The sequence below is a fragment of the Labrys okinawensis genome (assembly GCF_002982075.1).
Taxonomy (GTDB): Bacteria; Pseudomonadota; Alphaproteobacteria; order Rhizobiales; family Labraceae; genus Labrys; species Labrys okinawensis_A.
Genome location: NZ_PUEJ01000007.1, coordinates 306,720 through 323,590 on the forward strand (window position 1 = coordinate 306,720; position 16,871 = coordinate 323,590).

Annotated in this window: 14 protein-coding genes; 9 read left to right on the top strand and 5 right to left on the bottom strand. The window is 65.2% G+C overall.

What is annotated here, in order from left to right; genetic code table 11:
* The first annotated feature begins 55 nt into the window (after nucleotides 1–55).
* Nucleotides 56–2,101, top strand: a complete 2,046-nt coding sequence (locus C5L14_RS20535) for a DUF4139 domain-containing protein (RefSeq protein WP_105863918.1) — start codon at nucleotides 56–58, stop codon at nucleotides 2,099–2,101.
* A 313-nt stretch (nucleotides 2,102–2,414) separates the two neighbouring features.
* Here the strand turns inward: C5L14_RS20535 and C5L14_RS20540 are convergent, their stop codons facing one another.
* Nucleotides 2,415–3,203 (bottom strand): cupin-like domain-containing protein, encoded by a 789-nt coding sequence (locus C5L14_RS20540; RefSeq protein WP_181161266.1) that lies wholly within the window; start codon nucleotides 3,201–3,203, stop codon nucleotides 2,415–2,417.
* A gap of 473 nt (nucleotides 3,204–3,676) precedes the next feature.
* Between C5L14_RS20540 and C5L14_RS20545 the strand changes: the two genes are divergently transcribed.
* Together C5L14_RS20545 and C5L14_RS20550 are read left to right on the top strand one after the other, a co-directional pair.
* Entirely contained in the window at nucleotides 3,677–5,395 is a 1,719-nt protein-coding gene (locus C5L14_RS20545) for a caspase family protein (protein ID WP_105863920.1), read from the top strand.
* A 105-nt stretch (nucleotides 5,396–5,500) separates the two neighbouring features.
* Entirely contained in the window at nucleotides 5,501–6,121 is a 621-nt protein-coding gene (locus tag C5L14_RS20550; protein WP_105863921.1) for a GNAT family N-acetyltransferase, read from the top strand.
* A gap of 2 nt (nucleotides 6,122–6,123) precedes the next feature.
* Here the strand turns inward: C5L14_RS20550 and C5L14_RS20555 are convergent, their stop codons facing one another.
* The 4 genes from C5L14_RS20555 to C5L14_RS20570 all read right to left on the bottom strand — a co-directional run bounded on the left by C5L14_RS20555 (nucleotide 6,124) and on the right by C5L14_RS20570 (nucleotide 9,860).
* The gene (locus C5L14_RS20555) at nucleotides 6,124–7,269 is read right to left on the bottom strand and encodes a PQQ-dependent sugar dehydrogenase (protein WP_105863922.1); all 1,146 of its coding nucleotides are present in this window, start codon (nucleotides 7,267–7,269) and stop codon (nucleotides 6,124–6,126) included.
* Nucleotides 7,270–7,323: 54 nt separating this feature from the next.
* Nucleotides 7,324–7,839 (bottom strand): hypothetical protein, encoded by a 516-nt coding sequence (locus tag C5L14_RS20560; protein WP_105863923.1) that lies wholly within the window; start codon nucleotides 7,837–7,839, stop codon nucleotides 7,324–7,326.
* Nucleotides 7,840–8,242: 403 nt separating this feature from the next.
* Entirely contained in the window at nucleotides 8,243–8,650 is a 408-nt protein-coding gene (locus tag C5L14_RS20565; protein ID WP_105863924.1) for a VOC family protein, read from the bottom strand.
* A 151-nt stretch (nucleotides 8,651–8,801) separates the two neighbouring features.
* Entirely contained in the window at nucleotides 8,802–9,860 is a 1,059-nt protein-coding gene (locus C5L14_RS20570) for a lysylphosphatidylglycerol synthase domain-containing protein (protein WP_105863925.1), read from the bottom strand.
* A 265-nt stretch (nucleotides 9,861–10,125) separates the two neighbouring features.
* On the opposite strand from C5L14_RS20570, the gene ppaT reads away from it, so the two are divergent.
* From ppaT to C5L14_RS20600, 6 genes are all read left to right on the top strand, one after another.
* The gene (gene ppaT / locus C5L14_RS20575; protein WP_105863926.1) at nucleotides 10,126–11,349 is read left to right on the top strand and encodes a pyridoxamine--pyruvate transaminase; all 1,224 of its coding nucleotides are present in this window, start codon (nucleotides 10,126–10,128) and stop codon (nucleotides 11,347–11,349) included.
* Nucleotides 11,333–12,946, top strand: a complete 1,614-nt coding sequence (locus C5L14_RS20580) for an ABC transporter substrate-binding protein (RefSeq protein ID WP_105863927.1) — start codon at nucleotides 11,333–11,335, stop codon at nucleotides 12,944–12,946. The genes ppaT and C5L14_RS20580 overlap by 17 nt, the downstream gene beginning before the upstream one ends.
* 104 nt (nucleotides 12,947–13,050) lie before the next feature.
* Nucleotides 13,051–14,031 (top strand): ABC transporter permease, encoded by a 981-nt coding sequence (locus C5L14_RS20585; protein WP_245443454.1) that lies wholly within the window; start codon nucleotides 13,051–13,053, stop codon nucleotides 14,029–14,031.
* A complete protein-coding gene (locus C5L14_RS20590; RefSeq protein ID WP_105863928.1) occupies nucleotides 14,028–14,858 on the top strand; it encodes an ABC transporter permease in 831 nt (276 codons plus the stop codon). The genes C5L14_RS20585 and C5L14_RS20590 overlap by 4 nt, the downstream gene beginning before the upstream one ends.
* Nucleotides 14,855–15,730 (top strand): ABC transporter ATP-binding protein, encoded by an 876-nt coding sequence (locus C5L14_RS20595; RefSeq protein WP_105863929.1) that lies wholly within the window; start codon nucleotides 14,855–14,857, stop codon nucleotides 15,728–15,730. Before C5L14_RS20590 ends, C5L14_RS20595 begins: the two co-directional genes overlap by 4 nt.
* Nucleotides 15,723–16,496, top strand: a complete 774-nt coding sequence (locus tag C5L14_RS20600) for an ABC transporter ATP-binding protein (RefSeq protein WP_105863930.1) — start codon at nucleotides 15,723–15,725, stop codon at nucleotides 16,494–16,496. The genes C5L14_RS20595 and C5L14_RS20600 overlap by 8 nt, the downstream gene beginning before the upstream one ends.
* Nucleotides 16,497–16,871 lie beyond the last annotated feature (375 nt).

Below are 16,871 nucleotides of genomic sequence, written 5' to 3' on the forward strand. Positions count from 1 at the left end.
CAGCGTCGAAACTTGCCGCCGACCTCCCGGAGCAACGCGTTATAGAGGGCTTTTCATGCGTTCCCCCGTTCTCCTCGTCCTGATGGCCACCACCATGCTTACCGGTACTGCTGAAGCCGCCGAACTCGTTCTCAAGCGTGCCGTGCTCGGCACAGGGGGCGTCGGCTATTTCGAATATGCCGCAGAAGTCACTGGCAAGGAGACGCTGACCCTGCGCGCCCGGCTCGACCAAGTCGACGATATCCTCAAAAGCGTCCTGATCCTCGATCCGGCCGGCACCGGTTCGGCCACGCTGCCGGGCAAGGCCGGTGCGGACGAGACCTTCGCTTCCCTGCCTTTCGCGAAATCCGATCTCGACAGCATGCCTGCCCTGATTGCGGCGCTGAAAGGGGCCGAGATCAAGCTTTCCGGCCCACGTAAGCTGGAGGGGCGGATCGCCAGCGTGCAGACGGAGACGGTGACGAGCAAGGACGGCGGCACCATGACCCGTACCAGGGTCTCGGTCTTCTCCGGCGCCGCGGTCGAGCAGTTCATCCTGGAGGAGGCCGAAGGGCTGGAATTCAAGGATATCAGGCTCGGCGAGCAGGTCGAAACCGCGCTCAAGGCCCTGCGCACCGCGCAGGACCGCTCCGGCCGCGACATTTCCATCCAGCTCGCCGAGGGCGGCAAGCGCACCGTGCGCATCGGCTATGTGGCGGAAGCGCCGGTCTGGAAGGCCGCCTATCGCCTGACGCTGCCCAAGGCCGACGAGGACAAGGCGCGCCTGCAGGGCTGGGTCGTCCTGGAAAACATGACGGGCAATCCCTGGAAGGATGTCGAGGTGACGCTGTCCTCGGCCTCGCCTGTGACCTTCCGCCAGGCGCTCTATGATCCCTATTACGTCACGCGCCAGACCATCGCGCCGCCGGTGAGCCGCACGGCATTGCCGCGCACCGATGCCGGGCAGCAGAACCTCGAACTGAAGGCGACGGCCGGCGGCGGCTCTGACCAGGCCATGTATGACATGGCGCCGACACCAGCGCCCGCGGCCGCCCCGATCGCGCCATCGGCGCGCCTTCGCAAGAACCAGGCATTTCTCGGCCAGGGTGGTGGCGCCCAGGAATTCAGGATGGCCGAGCCGCAGGAAGCCGGCAGCGCCGCCGAGGAGAATGCCGCCGGCGCCAGCTTCACCCTGTCGAAGCTGGTCAGCGTCGGCTCGGGCGAGAGCCTCACCATTCCCTTCGTCGACGTCAAGATGCCGTCGCAGGCCGTGGCTTGGTATCAGGGCGGCAGCCGCAATCCCTGGCAGGCGCTGACCTTGAAGAATGATGGCGCCACCTCGCTCCCGGCGGGGTCGGCCACCATTTACGAAGCCGCGGAGGCCGGGCCGCTCTTCTCCGGCGAGGCGCAATTTCCGCTGTTGCCGACCGGCGATTTCCGCCTGATCGGCTTCGGGGCCGACCAGAAGGTGCTGGTCGACTCGGAGGCGAGTTCGGCCAAGGCGATTACCAAGATCAAGGTGGTCGACGGTACGCTCCAGGTCGAAAGCCGTCTGCGCCAGACCACGACCTATCGGGTCAAGAACGGCGCCGGCGAGCTGCGTCATATGGTGGTCGAACAGCCGCGCGTCGCCGACTGGACCCTGGTGGAACCCAAGGCCGAGGAGGCGACCATCGCTGGGCAGGCCTATCGCATCCGCTTCGACGTCGAGGCTGGCCAGTCCCGGCAATACAAGGTCACGCTGGAAAAACCCGTTGTGGAGGCAATGGCCATTGCCGATGTTACCGGCGAGCGCATCCAGGCTCTGATGGCCGCGCCCGATCTCGACGCCGAGACCAAGGCCCGGCTTGCCACGGTTGCCGAGGCGGCCAAGGCGAGCGACGAGGCGCAGGCTGCCACCAGCCGCCTGGAGGAACAGCGCGATGGCATCACCCAGGACCAGGAGCGCATCCGCGAAAACCTGAAATCGGCGCCGCAGGGGTCCGATCTCGCCCGGCTCTACTCGCAGAAGATGCTGGAACAGGAAAAGGCTCTCGACAAACTCGACGGAGCGATCAAGGACGCCCGCGCCAAATATGAGGCGGCCCGCAAGATCCTCGGGGATCGCGTGAGAGCTCTCTAGAGCAAAGCGCGTTCAAGCGTGAACGCTTATTTGCTCCAGCTCATTGTTCTGACGCGTCTTTGTGATTCTAGGTGACACCGTCTAATCGCAAAACGCTCTGGCTACAGTCGCATTTGGCCGAAGCAGGCGCTGGAGATATGGAGTGTCGACCTCCGGTCGACATCTCTTGCCGAAAAGAGCCGCCTTTCCAGGATTGTCGACCGCGCGCCATCAGTTGATGGAGCTGAGGCCGCCCCGCCAAATCCGACCGGCTTGAAGTCACGACTGCAATCCCGAAGCAAAACGCAGGTGAGCCCGGCGACCGGGCCTTGCCTCAGCGCCCCACCAGCTTCCTGACCTGACGGACGCAATCGATCGTGGCGGCCTTCGAGCGGTCGATGATCGCCGACTGTCCCGGCGAACGAGGCTTCAGGCCCATGCGGCGCAGATAGTAATTGGCCCGGTAGACGTCCTTGTACTTCCAGTTCGGAAATTCGAGATTGAGCGACAGGCTGATCGAAATATTGTCGTGGTTCTGGAGCCAGTGCGCGCCGTGGGTCGGAATATGCACCGCGTCGCCGGGCTGGAGCGTGATCTTGCGGGCCTTCCGTTCGGCTTCCGGCTTGAAGGTGCCGGCGGTGGTCGTCACCGCATAATAGCGCTCGAGTTCATCCTCGGTGGTGATGCTCCGATCCATCGGATCGCACACCCAGATGTCCTTGCTGCCGTGAATCTGGGTGAGGACGTTGACCTCGGCATCGAAATGGTAGGGGGTCTTGCGCCGCGGCGAGGTGATGAAGATCAGCATTTCGGTATTGCTGAGCAGCTTGGAGCCCTCGGGGCCGGCAATCCGGCGAATGAAGTCGTCGAACTCGTCCAGCACTTTCTTGTAGCGCGGATCGATTTCGATGTGCTTCATCACCATCCAGGCGCCGGCCGTCTCGATCCGGTCGATGACCTGGCGCACCGTCATGTCCGGTTTGGGGACAGAGCCCCATTTGTCGGTGATCGAGAGATCCCCGGCATCCCAATAGAGGTCGCCCGGGCGCTTGGCCGCTTCCTCCGCCACGCTCGCCAGCGCATCGATCGAAAACAGCGGGTGGCTGGCCAGAGGGTGCTGCATCGAGAAAGCAGCCTTGTGAAGCAGGCGGCGGCACTCCTCGAATGGTTCTACCGTCGACCATTGATCTGAATGCTGAACAAGAGATGGTTTCGCCAGCATGCCTCGTTTCCTCTGATTTGGGCGGAATATAACAGTAATTAGTGGTATGATTTATTGATTTATCGCAGATTTTTACTTGGTAGACGAGGCGGGTGGCAGAGTCTTTCGGGGGCGTCTAAATCAATCTTTAGTAGGAGGGAGATGTTCTCTTCCTCGCTCGGAAGCCGTATCACTCAAGGGAAGTCGATGCGCTGCGAACGACAAGATGAACGTCTGGGGCGAGGGGCTCTATCCAATGCACACGGCATCGCACAAGGCGATCGGGGTGCGCAAAGGCACGGTTCGGTCAGCAAAAATCGTGCCTTCTGCCGCCAAGCGAACTATAAAGGCGCAACCGGCGACGCCTGACTGATCCAGCCGGTTTCGAGGGTAACATGCGGCGCTCGGCACGCTTCTTCACTGGTCTGGTTCTATCACTGGCGCTCGGCCTCTATGCAGTCGAAGCCGCACTGGCGCGCAATCTCGCGCTGGTCATCGGCAATGATTCCTATGCCAACGTCACGTCGCTTCAGAAGGCGGTCTCGGATGCCCGCGCCATTGCCGACCAGCTCGAAAAGCTCGGCTATGTGGTGAGGCGGGTCGAGAATGCCGATCAGCGCGGCATGAGCCGGGCCCTGGTGGCTTTCAACGCCGATATCCAGCCCGGCGACCGGGCGCTGTTTTATTATGCCGGCCATGGCTTCGAGATCGGCGGCACCAACTACCTGCTGCCCACCGACGTGCCCTCGGTCCAGGCCAATCAGCAGGACCTCATCCGCGATGCGTCCTTTTCGGTGGAGCGGGTCATCGACGGGATCCGGGACAGGGGAGCCGGCGTTGCCGTGCTGGTGCTGGATGCCTGCCGCAACAATCCCTTCGCCAATGACAGGTCGCGTTCGGTGGCCGCGACCCGCGGCCTGGCCCGTGTCGACGCGCCGGAGGGTGTTTTCGTCCTGATGTCGGCGGGCGCCAAGCAGGAGGCACTCGATCGGCTGTCGGACCAGGACGGCAATCCCAATTCCGTGTTCACCCGCAGCTTCCTCGGCGAATTGTCGAAGCCCGGCCAGACCCTGGTTGAGATCGCCAAGAAGACGCAGGTCGATGTGCGCTCTCTGGCGGCCAGTGTCGGCCATGACCAGACGCCTGCCTATTACGACCAGGTCATCGGCGACGTCGTGCTGTCGGATGCGGCGGCCGCCGCCCCGGAGGCCGGCCAGCAGGTCGCCTCGGCGAATCCGCCTGGCAACACTGGTCCGAACATCCGCACCGAGATCAACACCGTCGGACGGACCGAGGCCGGCAAGGGGGTCACCATCGGGCCGGGCGTGAAGCTCGGACCGGGCGTCACCCTCGGCGGCAAGGAAGCCCGTATCGCCCTGCAGCATCCGGCCAATCCGCCCACGACAGATCCGGCCAAGGCCTTGAATCTCCAACAGGGTGGCGCGGCGACCGGCCAGCAGCTCGCTCTGGTCCGGCCGGACACCAAGCCGGGTCAGCTGACGCAGCCGATCGGCCGTGCCCCGATCGCCAGTTTCTCGCGCTCCAATGCCGGCTGGACGGTGACATTGTCCCTGCCCGAGCCGGCGACGGCCTTGTCATACCGGGTCGGCGAGGCCGGCGAGTTCAAGGAAACCGGCCTGCTCGACGTGCTCGACCAGCGCACGGGCGGGCGCATGCCCAATCCGTCCTTTTCGATGTCGCCGCGGGCCCAGGCAAGCATCATCCAGGTGCGCTATCGCAGCATCGATGGCGCCGATGTCGGCCCGTTCTCGATTCGCTTCGACCCGGATATCGCCCTTTACGAGGATCAGCGCCGCAGTCTCACCTCGATCCAGGGCAGCTGGGTGGAGTTTCGCGATTTCAATGGCGTGCTGGTCTATTTCACCACGCTGGTGAGCTATCGCTGCGCCATCACCGAGGTGCGTTACGGCCTCAACGGCGCACCGCCGCTGACCCGCTTCGACCTGCCCGTCTGCAACATGAAGGATCCCTATTCGATCCCCGACAATGCCAAGACCTACCTGAAGGTGCCCGGCAGCACCAAGTCGATCAGCGTGCAGGTGACCTGGCGCGACGGCTCGCAATCCGAGATCAACACGGTGGAGAAGGATTGAGGCCGGGAGGTCGGGCGAAGCAGGGCTGCACTCTTTGCTTGGAAGCGTCTTTGTGGTTTGAAGGGCCCGTTCAAATCACAAAAAACTTCTGCATCGTTCGCTTCCATGACCTCTGCTCCAGTTCTTCCTGACGGCTATTCCGACGTTCCACCCGGCATGCTTGCCAATGTGGTCACCTGTCTGCAGATGCTGCAAAGGCCCAGGCCGAAGCCGGCGAGGCCGCTCGAACGGCCGCTGACGCTGGAGCGGATCGAGAAACCGGCGCTGACCGACTATCGCGCCCTGTTCCGCGCTGTCGGCGAGGACTGGCTGTGGTCTTCGCGCCTGGTCATGCCGGACGCCGAACTCGCGGCGATCCTGCAGCATCCCGATGTCGAGGTCTATGTGCTCGGTGGAGGCAAGCAGCGGCTCGGCCTGCTCGAACTGGACTTTCGTCAGCGCGGCGAGTGCGAGCTTGCCTTCTTCGGTCTGGTGCCGCAGGCGATCGGGCAGGGGGCCGGCCGTTTCCTGATGGACCAGGCCCTTGCCAAGGCCTGGGCGAGGCCCATCGAGCGGCTGTGGGTGCATACCTGCACGTTCGACCACCCCGGCGCACTCGGCTTCTACCGCCGCTCGGGCTTCGTGCCTTTCGCCTTCCAGGTGGAGGTCCAGGCCGATCCGCGTCTGAGCGGGCACCTGCCGCGTGGAGCCGCGCCGCATGTGCCGCTGGCCGATTTCAGCGCCTGATTCTATTTCGCCGGCGTCAGGCGCAGCAGCCGCCCGTCCGAATCGTCCTCGATCAGCCAGATTGCGCCGTCGCGATCGACGGCGACGTCGCGGATGCGGGCGCCCATGTCCCAGCGATCGGCCTGGCGGGCGCCGTCCTTGCTGTCGAAGGCGATGCGCACCAGTGCTTCGCCCCTGAGAGCGCCGATGAAAGCCGAGCCCTGCCACTGCGGAAACAGCTTGCCTGAATAAAAGGCCAGGCCGGCGGGGGCGATGATCGGGGTCCAGTAGATCACCGGGGCTTCGAAGTCCGGGCGGGTCCGGTGGCGAGGGATGGGGATGCCGCTGTAATTGTCCCCATTGGAGACGAGGGGCCAGCCATAATTGGCGCCCCGGCGGATCAGATTGAGCTCATCGCCGCCGCGCGGGCCCATTTCGTTTTCCCACAGACTGCCGTCGGGGGCGAAGGCCAGGCCATAGGGATTGCGATGGCCCAGGCTCCAGATCTCGGCCTGGGCACCGCCCCGGGCCGCCATCGGATTGTCGGCAGGCGCCGAGCCGTCGAGATTGAGCCTGAGGATCTTGCCGAGATTGGTGTCGGTGTTCTGGGCGGTTTCCGGCTCCATGCGGTCGCCGGAGCTCAGGAAGAGATGGCGCCCATCGGGAGCGAAGGCGATGATGCCGCCGGGCTGGCCGCCCCCGCCCTTGGGCGTGGCGCGCCAGATCACGGCAAGATCGCCCAGGAGCACCTTGCCGCCGGCCTCGTTCAGCCTGGCACGCGCCAGGGCCAGCGTGCCGCCACCGGAGCTCGGCTCGACATAGCTGAAATAGATCAGCCCGTCGCGGGCGAAGCCCGGCGAGGCTGCGATGTCGAGCAGTCCGTTCTGACCGCCGGCCTGCACGCGCGGAACGCCGGTGACCTCCGTCTTGGCTCCGGCCGGGGTCATCAGGAACAGCCTGCCGCCCTTTTCGGTGACCAGCATGCGCCCGTCGGGCAGGAAGGCGATGGCCCATGGCGTGTCGAAACGCGCGACGGTGGTGACCTTGAACGGGCGGCTCGCCGAGGCGGGGCTGTTGGCTGCGTTCACTTCGGCGAAGGCCACACTGGGGAGGACGGCGGCGCCCCCGATGAGTGCGGCGGTCAGAGCGATTCGAACGGCATTGCGCATATGAATCCCCACCGGCCACGCACTACCTGCCGGCGGGGCCCGGTTGCATCAATCTCAGCCGATTGCGTCCTTCCAATGACCGGATGAGGTTGTCCGTCGGCGACATAGCGGACAGATGTCGCCCTTGCGCAGGATGGCCTCGGCGCAGCGCAGATTGATCCAGGTTGCGGCCAGGAAGATCACGGCAAAGATCAGGCTCTGGGGCGAGAGATCGATCATGGCCATGCCGCGCCGTGCCAGCTGGATGACGAAGGTCGCCGCGACCAGGACCGAGAAGCCGGCGCCGATCGCGCTGAAGGCGAGGCGCAGCAGCGGCCAGGCGGTCGACGAACGCCGGCGCTCCCAGAGGAGAAGCCCGAAATTGGCCAGGGGCGCCACCAGAAACACCGCCACGACCGGGCCGAAGAAAAGCAGGATCCACTCGAAATTGCACAGGAGTTCGCGGCAGGGCAGGCTGTCGATGTAGAGATAGACACCCCAGTAGAACAGGGCGAGTGTGCCGCTCGCCAGCCCATAGGCCAGCAATCCGTTGGAGAAAGCCTTGATCTGTGACGGCGTAGGAGAGGTCATGGTCCTGTCCTGCTGGCTTGCTCGAGATCATTTAAGTTAGTGAACGAACGCTAACTTAAATGATCTCCATGCCATCGTCAACCACATTCGGTCCTCATTGAAGGCGATGTGGGAGGGCGCGTGCGATCGGACACCAAACATGGGATGAAGAGAGACCGTCACCGAACAGGTTTGATCCGCTGCTGCAGGCGCGCGAAAGCGGTAATCTACTCGCGTAGAGCGAAAATCCTGCCACTGGCTTAGACGCTTTGGCGTTCACGAGCCCACCCGGCGTCTTCGTCGTCCAGCAGCGTGAGAAGCCGTCTCGGCTGCCAGCCTGTCCGGCGACAGATACTGCTCGTTGTAACACTGCGATAGAGGAACAGGCGGCAAATGGGGCATTGGCCGACACGGAAGGGGTCGGTCATGCCGGCGGGTTTGGCCGGGTCAACTGCAGCAGATCCCAGAGGTTGCCGTACAGGTCCTCGAAAACGGCGACGGTGCCGTAGGCCTCCACCCGCGGCTCCTCGTGAAATTGCACGCCGCGCGCAAGATAGAGGCGATGATCGCGCCAGAAATCGTCGGTGTTGAGGAACAGGAAGACGCGCCCGCCCGTCTGGTTGCCGATTGCCGCCGTTTGGGCGGGAGAGGTGGCCTTGGCGAGAAGCAGGCGGGTTGAGCCGGTACCGGGCGGAGCGACCAGCAGCCAGCGTTTGCCGCCGCCGAGGTCACTGTCCTCGACGACCTCGAAACCGAGTTTGCCGACATACCAATCCCTGGCCTCGTCATAGTCGCGGACGACCAGTGTGACTGCACCCAGATGCTGCGGCATCGTCTCTCCCGGTGTTGAGGCGCTGGCTTGTGGGAATGCCGCGTGTTGAAGGCTCCGTCTTTAGCCCTGGATCCGCTTCCTTCGCCGTCTCCCGCGCCGCTCGAGAGCGGCTCAGCCGGGGCGGTGGCGGCACGGATTTGCCGACGGTTGCTTACGAATGCTGCGGCGGGTCCTGGCGCACGGTTTCCAGCTTGATCGCCGGCTGGGCGTCCTTGGCCTCAACCGCCTTGCCGCCGACGATGGAGCCCAGGAGGCTACCGAGGGACTGCCGCTCGGTGTAGAGCACGATGACGCAGGAGATCGCCAACGGGATGAGCAGATAGAGCAGCCGGAACATCAACAGGGCCGCGATGATCTCTGCCTTGGACTGGATTACCGCGGGGTCGCTCGGATTGGCGCCGGCCGGCAGCATGATCAGCAGGAAGACCGCCTCGAACACGCCGACGCCACCCGGGGCGTTGGAAATCAGGCCGGCGCAGAAGGAAGCCAGGAACATGCCCAGCACCACGAAGAAGCCCGGGTTGAGGGCATCGGGCAGGGCGAAATAGATGATGCCGGCCGCGCCGACGATCTCAATGGGGGCGGCGAAGAGCTGCCGGAAGGCGATGGTCGGCTTGGGATAGGCGATCTGCAGCGAACGGATGCGCAGCGGCTTGAGATGCAGGATCGCGCCGGCCTGGTAGAGCAGCACGAAGGCGAGCATGGCCAGGCCGAGCAGGAAGGCGGCGCTGGGTGGGAAATGGAACAGGCGCGAGAGCAGTTCCGGCTCGCCCACCAGCACGATGCCGCCGAGGAACACGGCGCCATAGGCGAAGGTGAAGGCGCAGAAGGCCGTGACCACGGTGACCTCGGCTGCGTTCAGTCCCATCTTGGAATAGGCCCGGTACCGCACCAGGCCGGAGGAGAGCACGGACACGCCGATATTATGTCCCAGCGCATAGGCGACGAACGAGACGACCGAGACCACCGGCCAGGACAGCTTCTTGCCGACATGCATCAGGGCGATGCGGTCGTACCAGGCAAGGGCCGCATAGGCGAGCGTGGTGGAGGCGAAGGCCAGCAGGAGCATCAGAGGGCCGCGATCGACCACGGCCCGCCAGACCTGGCCGACTTCGACGCCCTTGAGCTCCTTGGACAGGAGATAGACCGAGAATACGACGGCGGCGAGCCCGATGACCGGCCAAACATATTCGAGCTTGTTCTTCATCATGTCCGTCTGGGTAAGGTTTCGAACCGGTTGCCGAAACGTGTCGTCACACCGTGTCCCGTAAAGCCATAAACAACGGGATCGTGTCGAACACAAGACAACCGGATGATGAGCGTCGCAGAACGGTCACGCCGGAGACAATCCTACTTTTAACGCAACTAACATGTATTTCCCTCTGAGGCGCGTTAACTCGCTGTAATTCATACGTTGTCGGCGCAGCGCTCCGAAGCTAGCATCCGGTCAAATCGTCTTTTGCGCGGACTGTTCCATGCTTTCTCCACCGCCTTTCATGCTGACGACCGGGCCGGTCACGGCCTATCCCGCCGTGCTCAACGCCATGGCCCGGCCTGCCGTCTATGATGGGCATCATGCTTTCCAGCAGTTCTACCGCGCGGTGGTGGGCAAGCTGCAGGCCGCCTTGCGCCTTTCGAACCTGCCGCTGATCCTGCAGGGGGACGCGCTGCTCGGGCTCGAAGCCGCCGCAGCCTCGCTGATCGGCCGCAGGGACGTCGTGCTCAATCTCGTTTCGGGGGTCTATGGCAAGGGCTATGCCGGCTGGGCCCGTCGTTATGCCGGCGAGGTGATTGAACTCGCGGTGCCGTTCGACGAAGCGATCGACCCGGACCGGGTGCGCGAGGCGCTGGCGGCGCGCCCCGATATTTCGATCATCACCGTCTGCCATCACGACACGCCGTCGGGCACGCTCAATCCCCTGGGGGAAATCGGGCGTCTCGGCCGTGAGCACGGCGCCTATGTCATCGCCGATGCGGTTTCCTCCTTCGGCAGCCTGGACGTGCATCCGCAGGAGGCCGCGATCGACATTTTCGTCACCTCCGCCGCCAAATGCCTGGGGGCCACGCCGGGCCTCAGCCTGCTCGCCGTCAGCGACCGGGCCTGGGATCGAATCAAGGCCAATCCGCAGGCCCCGCGCGCGTCCTTCCTCTCCCTGCTCGATTGGGAACTGGCCGCGGAGGCGGGCCGGGCCTTTCCGGTCACGCCGTCTTTGGCCGAGATCCACGGTCTCGACGCGGCGCTCGACCTCTATCTCCAGGAGCGGCCCGAGCGGGTCTGGGCCCGGCATGCCCGCACGGCGGCAGCCGCGCGGGCGGGGTTGAAGGCGCTGGACCTGAAGCTATGGCCGGCAAGCGAAGCGATCGCCGCGCCGTCCGCCACGGTCTTCCACGTGCCGGAGGGCATGGGGGACATTCGCCTGCGCGATACGCTGCTGGAGCGCTATGGCGTGATGTTGTCGCTCGGGCGCGGCGAGACGGCTGGCAAGGTGCTGCGCATCGGCCATATGGGGCCGGCGGCCGAGCCGATGCTGGCCGTGACGGCGGTTGCCGCGCTCGGCGGCGCGCTGAACCGTCTTGGCAAGCCGGTCGATGCGGGCACCGGGGTCAATGCCGCGCTTGCCATTCTCGAGCGGGCGTCATCCAATCAGGCTGATTCGAAAGGCTCCTCCCGGGAGGTTGCACATGCCAATCCTGCTTAGCCGCCGCTCATTCCTGCTTGCCAGCGCCGGGACGGCCCTGGCGCTTGGCCTGCCGCATCGCGTCCGGGCCAGCGAGGTGCCGGCTGGCCGGCTGACTGTCGCCGCCGATTCCGAGCCGACCAATCTCAATCCCGCCATCGTTGCCTCGAACGGCGTGTTTTTCGTGGCCAGCAAGGTGATCGAACCCCTGGCCGAAGCCGACTACAACGGCCCGGACGGGCTGGCGCCGAAGCTCGCCTTGTCCTGGGAGGGGGCGGCAGACGGCAAGGCCGTCACCTTCAAGCTGCGCCCAGACGTGAAATGGCACGACGGCAAGCCCTTCACCTCCGCCGATGTCGCCTTCTCCGCCCTGGAGGTGTGGAAGAAACTCCAGAATCTCGGCCGGGTCGTGTTCAAGGATCTCGACAGCGTCGAGACGCCCGATCCCCTGACGGCAATCCTGCGCTTTTCGGCGCCGACGCCGTTCCAGCTCATCCGCAACTGCCTGCCGGCCCTAACGTCGGTACTGCCCAAGCATGTGTTTGCCGGGACCGACATCATGAAGAATCCGGCCAATGAGAAGCTCATCGGCACCGGGCCGTTCAAATTCGCCGAACACAAGCCGGGCGAATATTATCTGCTCAAGCGCAACGAGTCCTACTGGGCCCAGGGCCAGCCGCATTTCAACGAGATCCTGTTCAAGGTGCTGTCCGATCGCCAGTCGGCCGGCGCGGCACTCGAGGCCGGCGAGATCCAGCTCGCGGCATTCTCGGCCGTACCGCTCGCCGATCTCGACCGCATCTCGAAGGTGCCGGGCCTCAAGGTCTATTCCACCGGCTACGAAGCGCTGATCTACCAGATGATCATCGAGATCAACCACACCCGCAAGGAACTGGCGGATCTGCGCGTGCGCCAGGCCATTGCCCATGCCATCGACAAGGGCTTCGTGGTGCAGGCGATCTTCCGCGGATATGCGACGGCGGCCACCGGCCCGGTGCCGCAGACCGACAAGACCTTCTACAATCCGGATGTCGAGCGCTACGAGTTCGACCCGGCCAAGGCCGAGACCCTGCTCGACGAGGCTGGCTACAAGAAGGGCGCGGACGGCATCCGCTTCCATCTCAAGCTGCTGCCGGCGCCGTTCTTCAACGAGACCGTGCAGTTCGGCGCCTATCTCCGGCAGGCCTTGGCCAAGATCGGGGTCGATGCCGAGATCGTCTCCAACGATTCGCCGGCCCATCTGAAGGCGGTCTACACCGACCATGCCTTCGACCTTGCCGTCGGCACGCCGGTCTATCGACAGGATCCGGCAATCTCGACAACCATCCTGTTCCAGAGCGGCATACCGGCCGGCGTGCCCTTCTCGAACCAGTATGGCTATGCCAATCCCAAGACCGATGCGCTGATCGCCTCGGCCGCCGTCGAGATCGACCCTGAGAAACGAGCCGAACTCTACAAGCAGTTCCAGAAGCTGGTGGTGGACGATCTCGCACTCATCAACGTGGCCGAGTTCTCCTTCATCACCGTGGCCAGCGAGAATCTGCAGAACGTCTCCAACAATCCGCGCTGGGCGGTGTCGTCCTGGGCGGATACCGCCCTGCCGGAGATGGCGCCGTGACATTCTCCCCGGGTGCCCGGACGTCTCGTCCGCATCTTGGAACCGCTGCGCCCGCGGGAAGCCAAGAGCGGACGAGACGTCCGCGCACCCGGGAATAACCGTCCGTGGCCTCACGCTTCCTCCGGCGCCTGGGCGGCGCCCTGGTGGTTCTGCTCCTCGTCGTCATCGGCGCCTTCTTCATGCTCGAATCGGCGTCGGGCGATGCCGTCGATGCCTATGTCGCCGGTATCGGCGGGGCCGACGCGGCGCGGATTGCCGAACTGAGGAGCGAGTGGGGGCTGGACCAGGGACCGGCCTTTCGGCTCAGGGCCTATCTCTCGGCCCTGGCTCACGGCGATTTCGGCTGGTCGACCGCCTTTCAACGGCCGGTGCTCGGCATTCTGCTCGAGCGCCTGCCGGTAACCCTGATCACCATGGGCTCGGCGCTGGCGCTGGCATTCCTGCTCGGCATCGCGCTCGGCTTCCTGGCGGGCTGGCGCCCGAATGGCTGGCTCGATCGCATCCTGTCGCTGGGCTCGCTCGCCCTCTATGCCATGCCCGGCTTCTGGCTCAGCCTGGTGCTGATCCTGGTCTTTTCCGTCACGCTGCGCTGGCTGCCGGCCAGCGGCTTCGAGACCATGGCCTCCGGCAAGGCGGGCCTGGAGCGGGCGAAGGATATCGCCTGGCACCTGGTGCTGCCGGTCAGCGCGCTCGGCCTGCTCTACATGACCCTGTTCCTGCGCCTGTTGCGTGACGGCATGGAGGAGGTCTGGCACGCCGATTTCATCCGGGCCGCGCGCGCCCGCGGCGTGACGGGCTGGCGGTTGGCGCTGAACCATGTCGCCCGCAATGCCCTGGCACCGGTGATCACCATGCTCGGCCTGCAGTCGGCCTCGCTGCTTGGGGGCAGCGTGGTGGTCGAAAGCGTTTTCGCCATCCCCGGTTTCGGCCGCCTGGCAGCCGAGGCGGTTTCCCGCCGCGACACGCCGCTGCTGCTGGGCGTGGTGCTGTTCAGCGCCGTCGTCGTCATCGTCATGAATCTGCTGGCCGATCTGGTGCAGGCCTGGCTCGATCCGCGCATCGGCGCCAGCGAGCGTGTGGCATGACCATGCTGTCGGCCATGCTGCGCAGCGGGGAGGGGCGTGCCGGCCTGGTGTTGCTCGCTCTGTTCGCCGCGCTTGCCCTGACGGCGCCGTTCGTCTTTCCGGGCGATCCGCTGGCCATCAGCGCGCCGCCGCTGCTCCCGCCTTTCACCGATTCCGCTCATCCCCTGGGAGCCGACCGGCTGGGGCGCGACATCGCCGCCGAACTTGCCTGGGGCAGCCGTACCACGCTTCTCGTGGCCGTCGCCTCGGCGCTGGCTTCCCTGCTGCTCGGCTGCCTGGTCGGCACGCTGGCCGGCTTCCTCGGCGGCTGGACCGACGACGTGCTGATGCGCCTCTCCGATGCCTTCCAGACCGTACCGGCCTTTCTCCTGGCCATGGCGCTGATCAGCGTGACCGGACCGAGCCTGCCGGCCATCGTGCTGGCCATCGCCGCCGGTGCCTGGCCGCAGCCGGCCCGCATCGCGCGCGCCGAAATTCGCTCCTTGCGCGAACGCGATTTCGTCGCTTCGGCCCGGGTTGCCGGCATGCATCCGCTCGCCATCGGCTTTCGGGAGATCCTGCCCAATGCCCTGCCGCCGGTGATTTCGCTCGCCGCGATCATCGCGGCGGCGGCGGTGCTGATCGAGGCCGCCCTGTCGTTCCTCGGCTTCGGAGATCCCAACAGGCCGAGCTGGGGCAGCATGGTGGCTGAAGGGCGCTCGCTCCTGCGCAGCGCACCCTCCCTGTCGCTGGTGCCGGGCCTCGCCCTCGTTGCGATGGTGCTGGCGATCCATCTCACCGGGCGGGGCTATGCCAAGGCGTTGCGCGTGAGGGAACCGGCGGCATGAAGCTTTTCTCCCTTCGCGGCTTCGGTGTCTCCTATCGTGACCGGACCGGCATGCATCCGGCCTTGCAGGGCATCGACCTCGATATCGAAGCCGGACGGCATCTGGCCTTGCTGGGCGAAAGCGGATCGGGCAAGTCGACCCTGGCGGCGGCCCTGGCAGGACTATTGCCGGCCAATGCCGTGACTGCCGGCCGCCTGAGCCGGCCAGGCTTTGCGGCTCAGCCGCGTGCCGGGCGCGATATCGGCATGGTCTTCCAGGACCCGGGCGGCAGCCTCGACCCGCTGATCCGGGTGGGCGACCAGATAGCGGAGGCGCGCCGGGCCTGCCGGGGCGGGAGCCGTGCGGACGCGCTGGCCCTGGCGCGGGATTGGCTCGGCCGCATGGCCTTGCCGGACCCGCACGCCGCGTCGCGCAAATATCCGCATCAGTTTTCCGGCGGCCAGAAGCAGCGCATCGCCCTCGCCGCGGCGCTGGTCAGCGAGCCCAGCGTGCTGATCGCGGACGAGCCGACCAGTGCGCTCGATTCGATCACTCAGCATGCCATCGTCGAGTTGCTTCGGACGCTGACGACCGGAAGCGGGCTCACCTTGATCTTCGTCACCCACGACATCGCCTTGGCCTCGCAATTGGCAGACGATGTCGCGGTGCTCTACCAGGGCCGCCTGGTCGAGGCCGGCCCGGCGGAGCGGCTGTTCCGGGCACCGGCCCATCCCTATCTCAGGGCCCTGTTGCAGACGCGCCAGGAACTGAAAAGTCCGGAACTCGGGAATGAGGAGCTCGGGCATCCCCGTTCGCGTCGTTTCGCCGAGATCGATCCAAGGGATTTTTCCGTCAAGGTGCCCTCTGCAGCGCAGGAGCATGACCATGGCTGAGGCCCTGCTCGAAATCGGGGCGCTGTGCAGCAGCGTCCGCGGTCCGGCAGGGCGGCATGCCGTCCTGAATGGTATCGATCTTGCCATCGCACCGGGCGAGATCGTCGGCCTGGCGGGAGGCTCCGGAGCAGGCAAGACCAGCCTCGCCCGGGCGATTCTGCGGCTCCATCCGGTCGATTCCGGCTCCATCCGTTTTGAAGGGCGGGAGATCGCGCATCTTGCCGGCAAGGCTTTGCGCCGTATCCGGCCGCGACTGCAGATGGTGTTCCAAGATCCCTTGGCCGCCTTCAATCCGCGGGCCCGGGTCGAGCGCGTCATCGGCGATCCCCTGCGAATCTGGCATTCCCTGTCTCGGACACAGGAGAGGCAGCGGATCCTGACGCTGATGGATCGGGTCGGCCTGCCGGAACGGCTGCTCGGCCGTTTTCCACATGAGCTGTCCGGCGGCCAGCGCCAGCGTGTCGCCATCGCCAGGGCGCTGGCGACGGATCCGGCCCTGATCATCCTGGATGAACCGGTCTCGGCGCTCGACGTGGCCGTCAGGGCGCAGATCCTCAACCTCCTGCTCGACATTCGCGAGACATCCGGTACGGCGCTTTTGTTCATCGCCCATGATCTGGCGGTGATGGCGGCCCTGTGCGACCGGCTCTGCGTGATGGACGCCGGGCGGATCGTGGAGTCCGGCTCTCCGGACCGGCTTGTTGCAGTGCCGCAAAGCGAAATGACCCGTTTGCTGGTCGCTGCGGTGCCGAAAATGAGGTTCTGAAAATTTTTCGCGAGTCTCAGGGCGATTTCGACTCGGATTCGGCGCAAGCGGGCCGGTCTCGACTGGAATTTATCCACAGGGCACAGGAAATCTTTGATGCGCCGCAATATGGTAAATTATTCCTGACGGGGGCTGCAAACGGCCCAAAACGGGCATTTCGGATGAGTTTCAATCTGGATGGAGGGGAGCCGCTCCCATGGGCCCAACATGGTCCCATGACGATTTTGCAAAAATCCGCAAAAGGGGGCGTTGACACCGGCGGTTGGGCTCTTCTATACAGCGGCCATCGACGGACGGCGTTGCCGCGGATTGAGCGGCGGCGCTGACGTGTCGCTTCACGGACAAGGAGCTCTGGCTTAACCGGCCGATTGGCGG

Coding starts and splice junctions, on each gene's coding strand:
- C5L14_RS20535 (WP_105863918.1), top strand. CDS start 56: ATGCGTTCCCCCGTTCTCCTCGTCCTGATGGCCACCACCATGCTTACC.
- C5L14_RS20540 (WP_181161266.1), bottom strand. CDS start 3,203: ATGCAGCACCCTCTGGCCAGCCACCCGCTGTTTTCGATCGATGCGCTG.
- C5L14_RS20545 (WP_105863920.1), top strand. CDS start 3,677: ATGCGGCGCTCGGCACGCTTCTTCACTGGTCTGGTTCTATCACTGGCG.
- C5L14_RS20550 (WP_105863921.1), top strand. CDS start 5,501: ATGACCTCTGCTCCAGTTCTTCCTGACGGCTATTCCGACGTTCCACCC.
- C5L14_RS20555 (WP_105863922.1), bottom strand. CDS start 7,269: ATGCGCAATGCCGTTCGAATCGCTCTGACCGCCGCACTCATCGGGGGC.
- C5L14_RS20560 (WP_105863923.1), bottom strand. CDS start 7,839: ATGACCTCTCCTACGCCGTCACAGATCAAGGCTTTCTCCAACGGATTG.
- C5L14_RS20565 (WP_105863924.1), bottom strand. CDS start 8,650: ATGCCGCAGCATCTGGGTGCAGTCACACTGGTCGTCCGCGACTATGAC.
- C5L14_RS20570 (WP_105863925.1), bottom strand. CDS start 9,860: ATGATGAAGAACAAGCTCGAATATGTTTGGCCGGTCATCGGGCTCGCC.
- ppaT (WP_105863926.1), top strand. CDS start 10,126: ATGCTTTCTCCACCGCCTTTCATGCTGACGACCGGGCCGGTCACGGCC.
- C5L14_RS20580 (WP_105863927.1), top strand. CDS start 11,333: ATGCCAATCCTGCTTAGCCGCCGCTCATTCCTGCTTGCCAGCGCCGGG.
- C5L14_RS20590 (WP_105863928.1), top strand. CDS start 14,028: ATGACCATGCTGTCGGCCATGCTGCGCAGCGGGGAGGGGCGTGCCGGC.
- C5L14_RS20595 (WP_105863929.1), top strand. CDS start 14,855: ATGAAGCTTTTCTCCCTTCGCGGCTTCGGTGTCTCCTATCGTGACCGG.
- C5L14_RS20600 (WP_105863930.1), top strand. CDS start 15,723: ATGGCTGAGGCCCTGCTCGAAATCGGGGCGCTGTGCAGCAGCGTCCGC.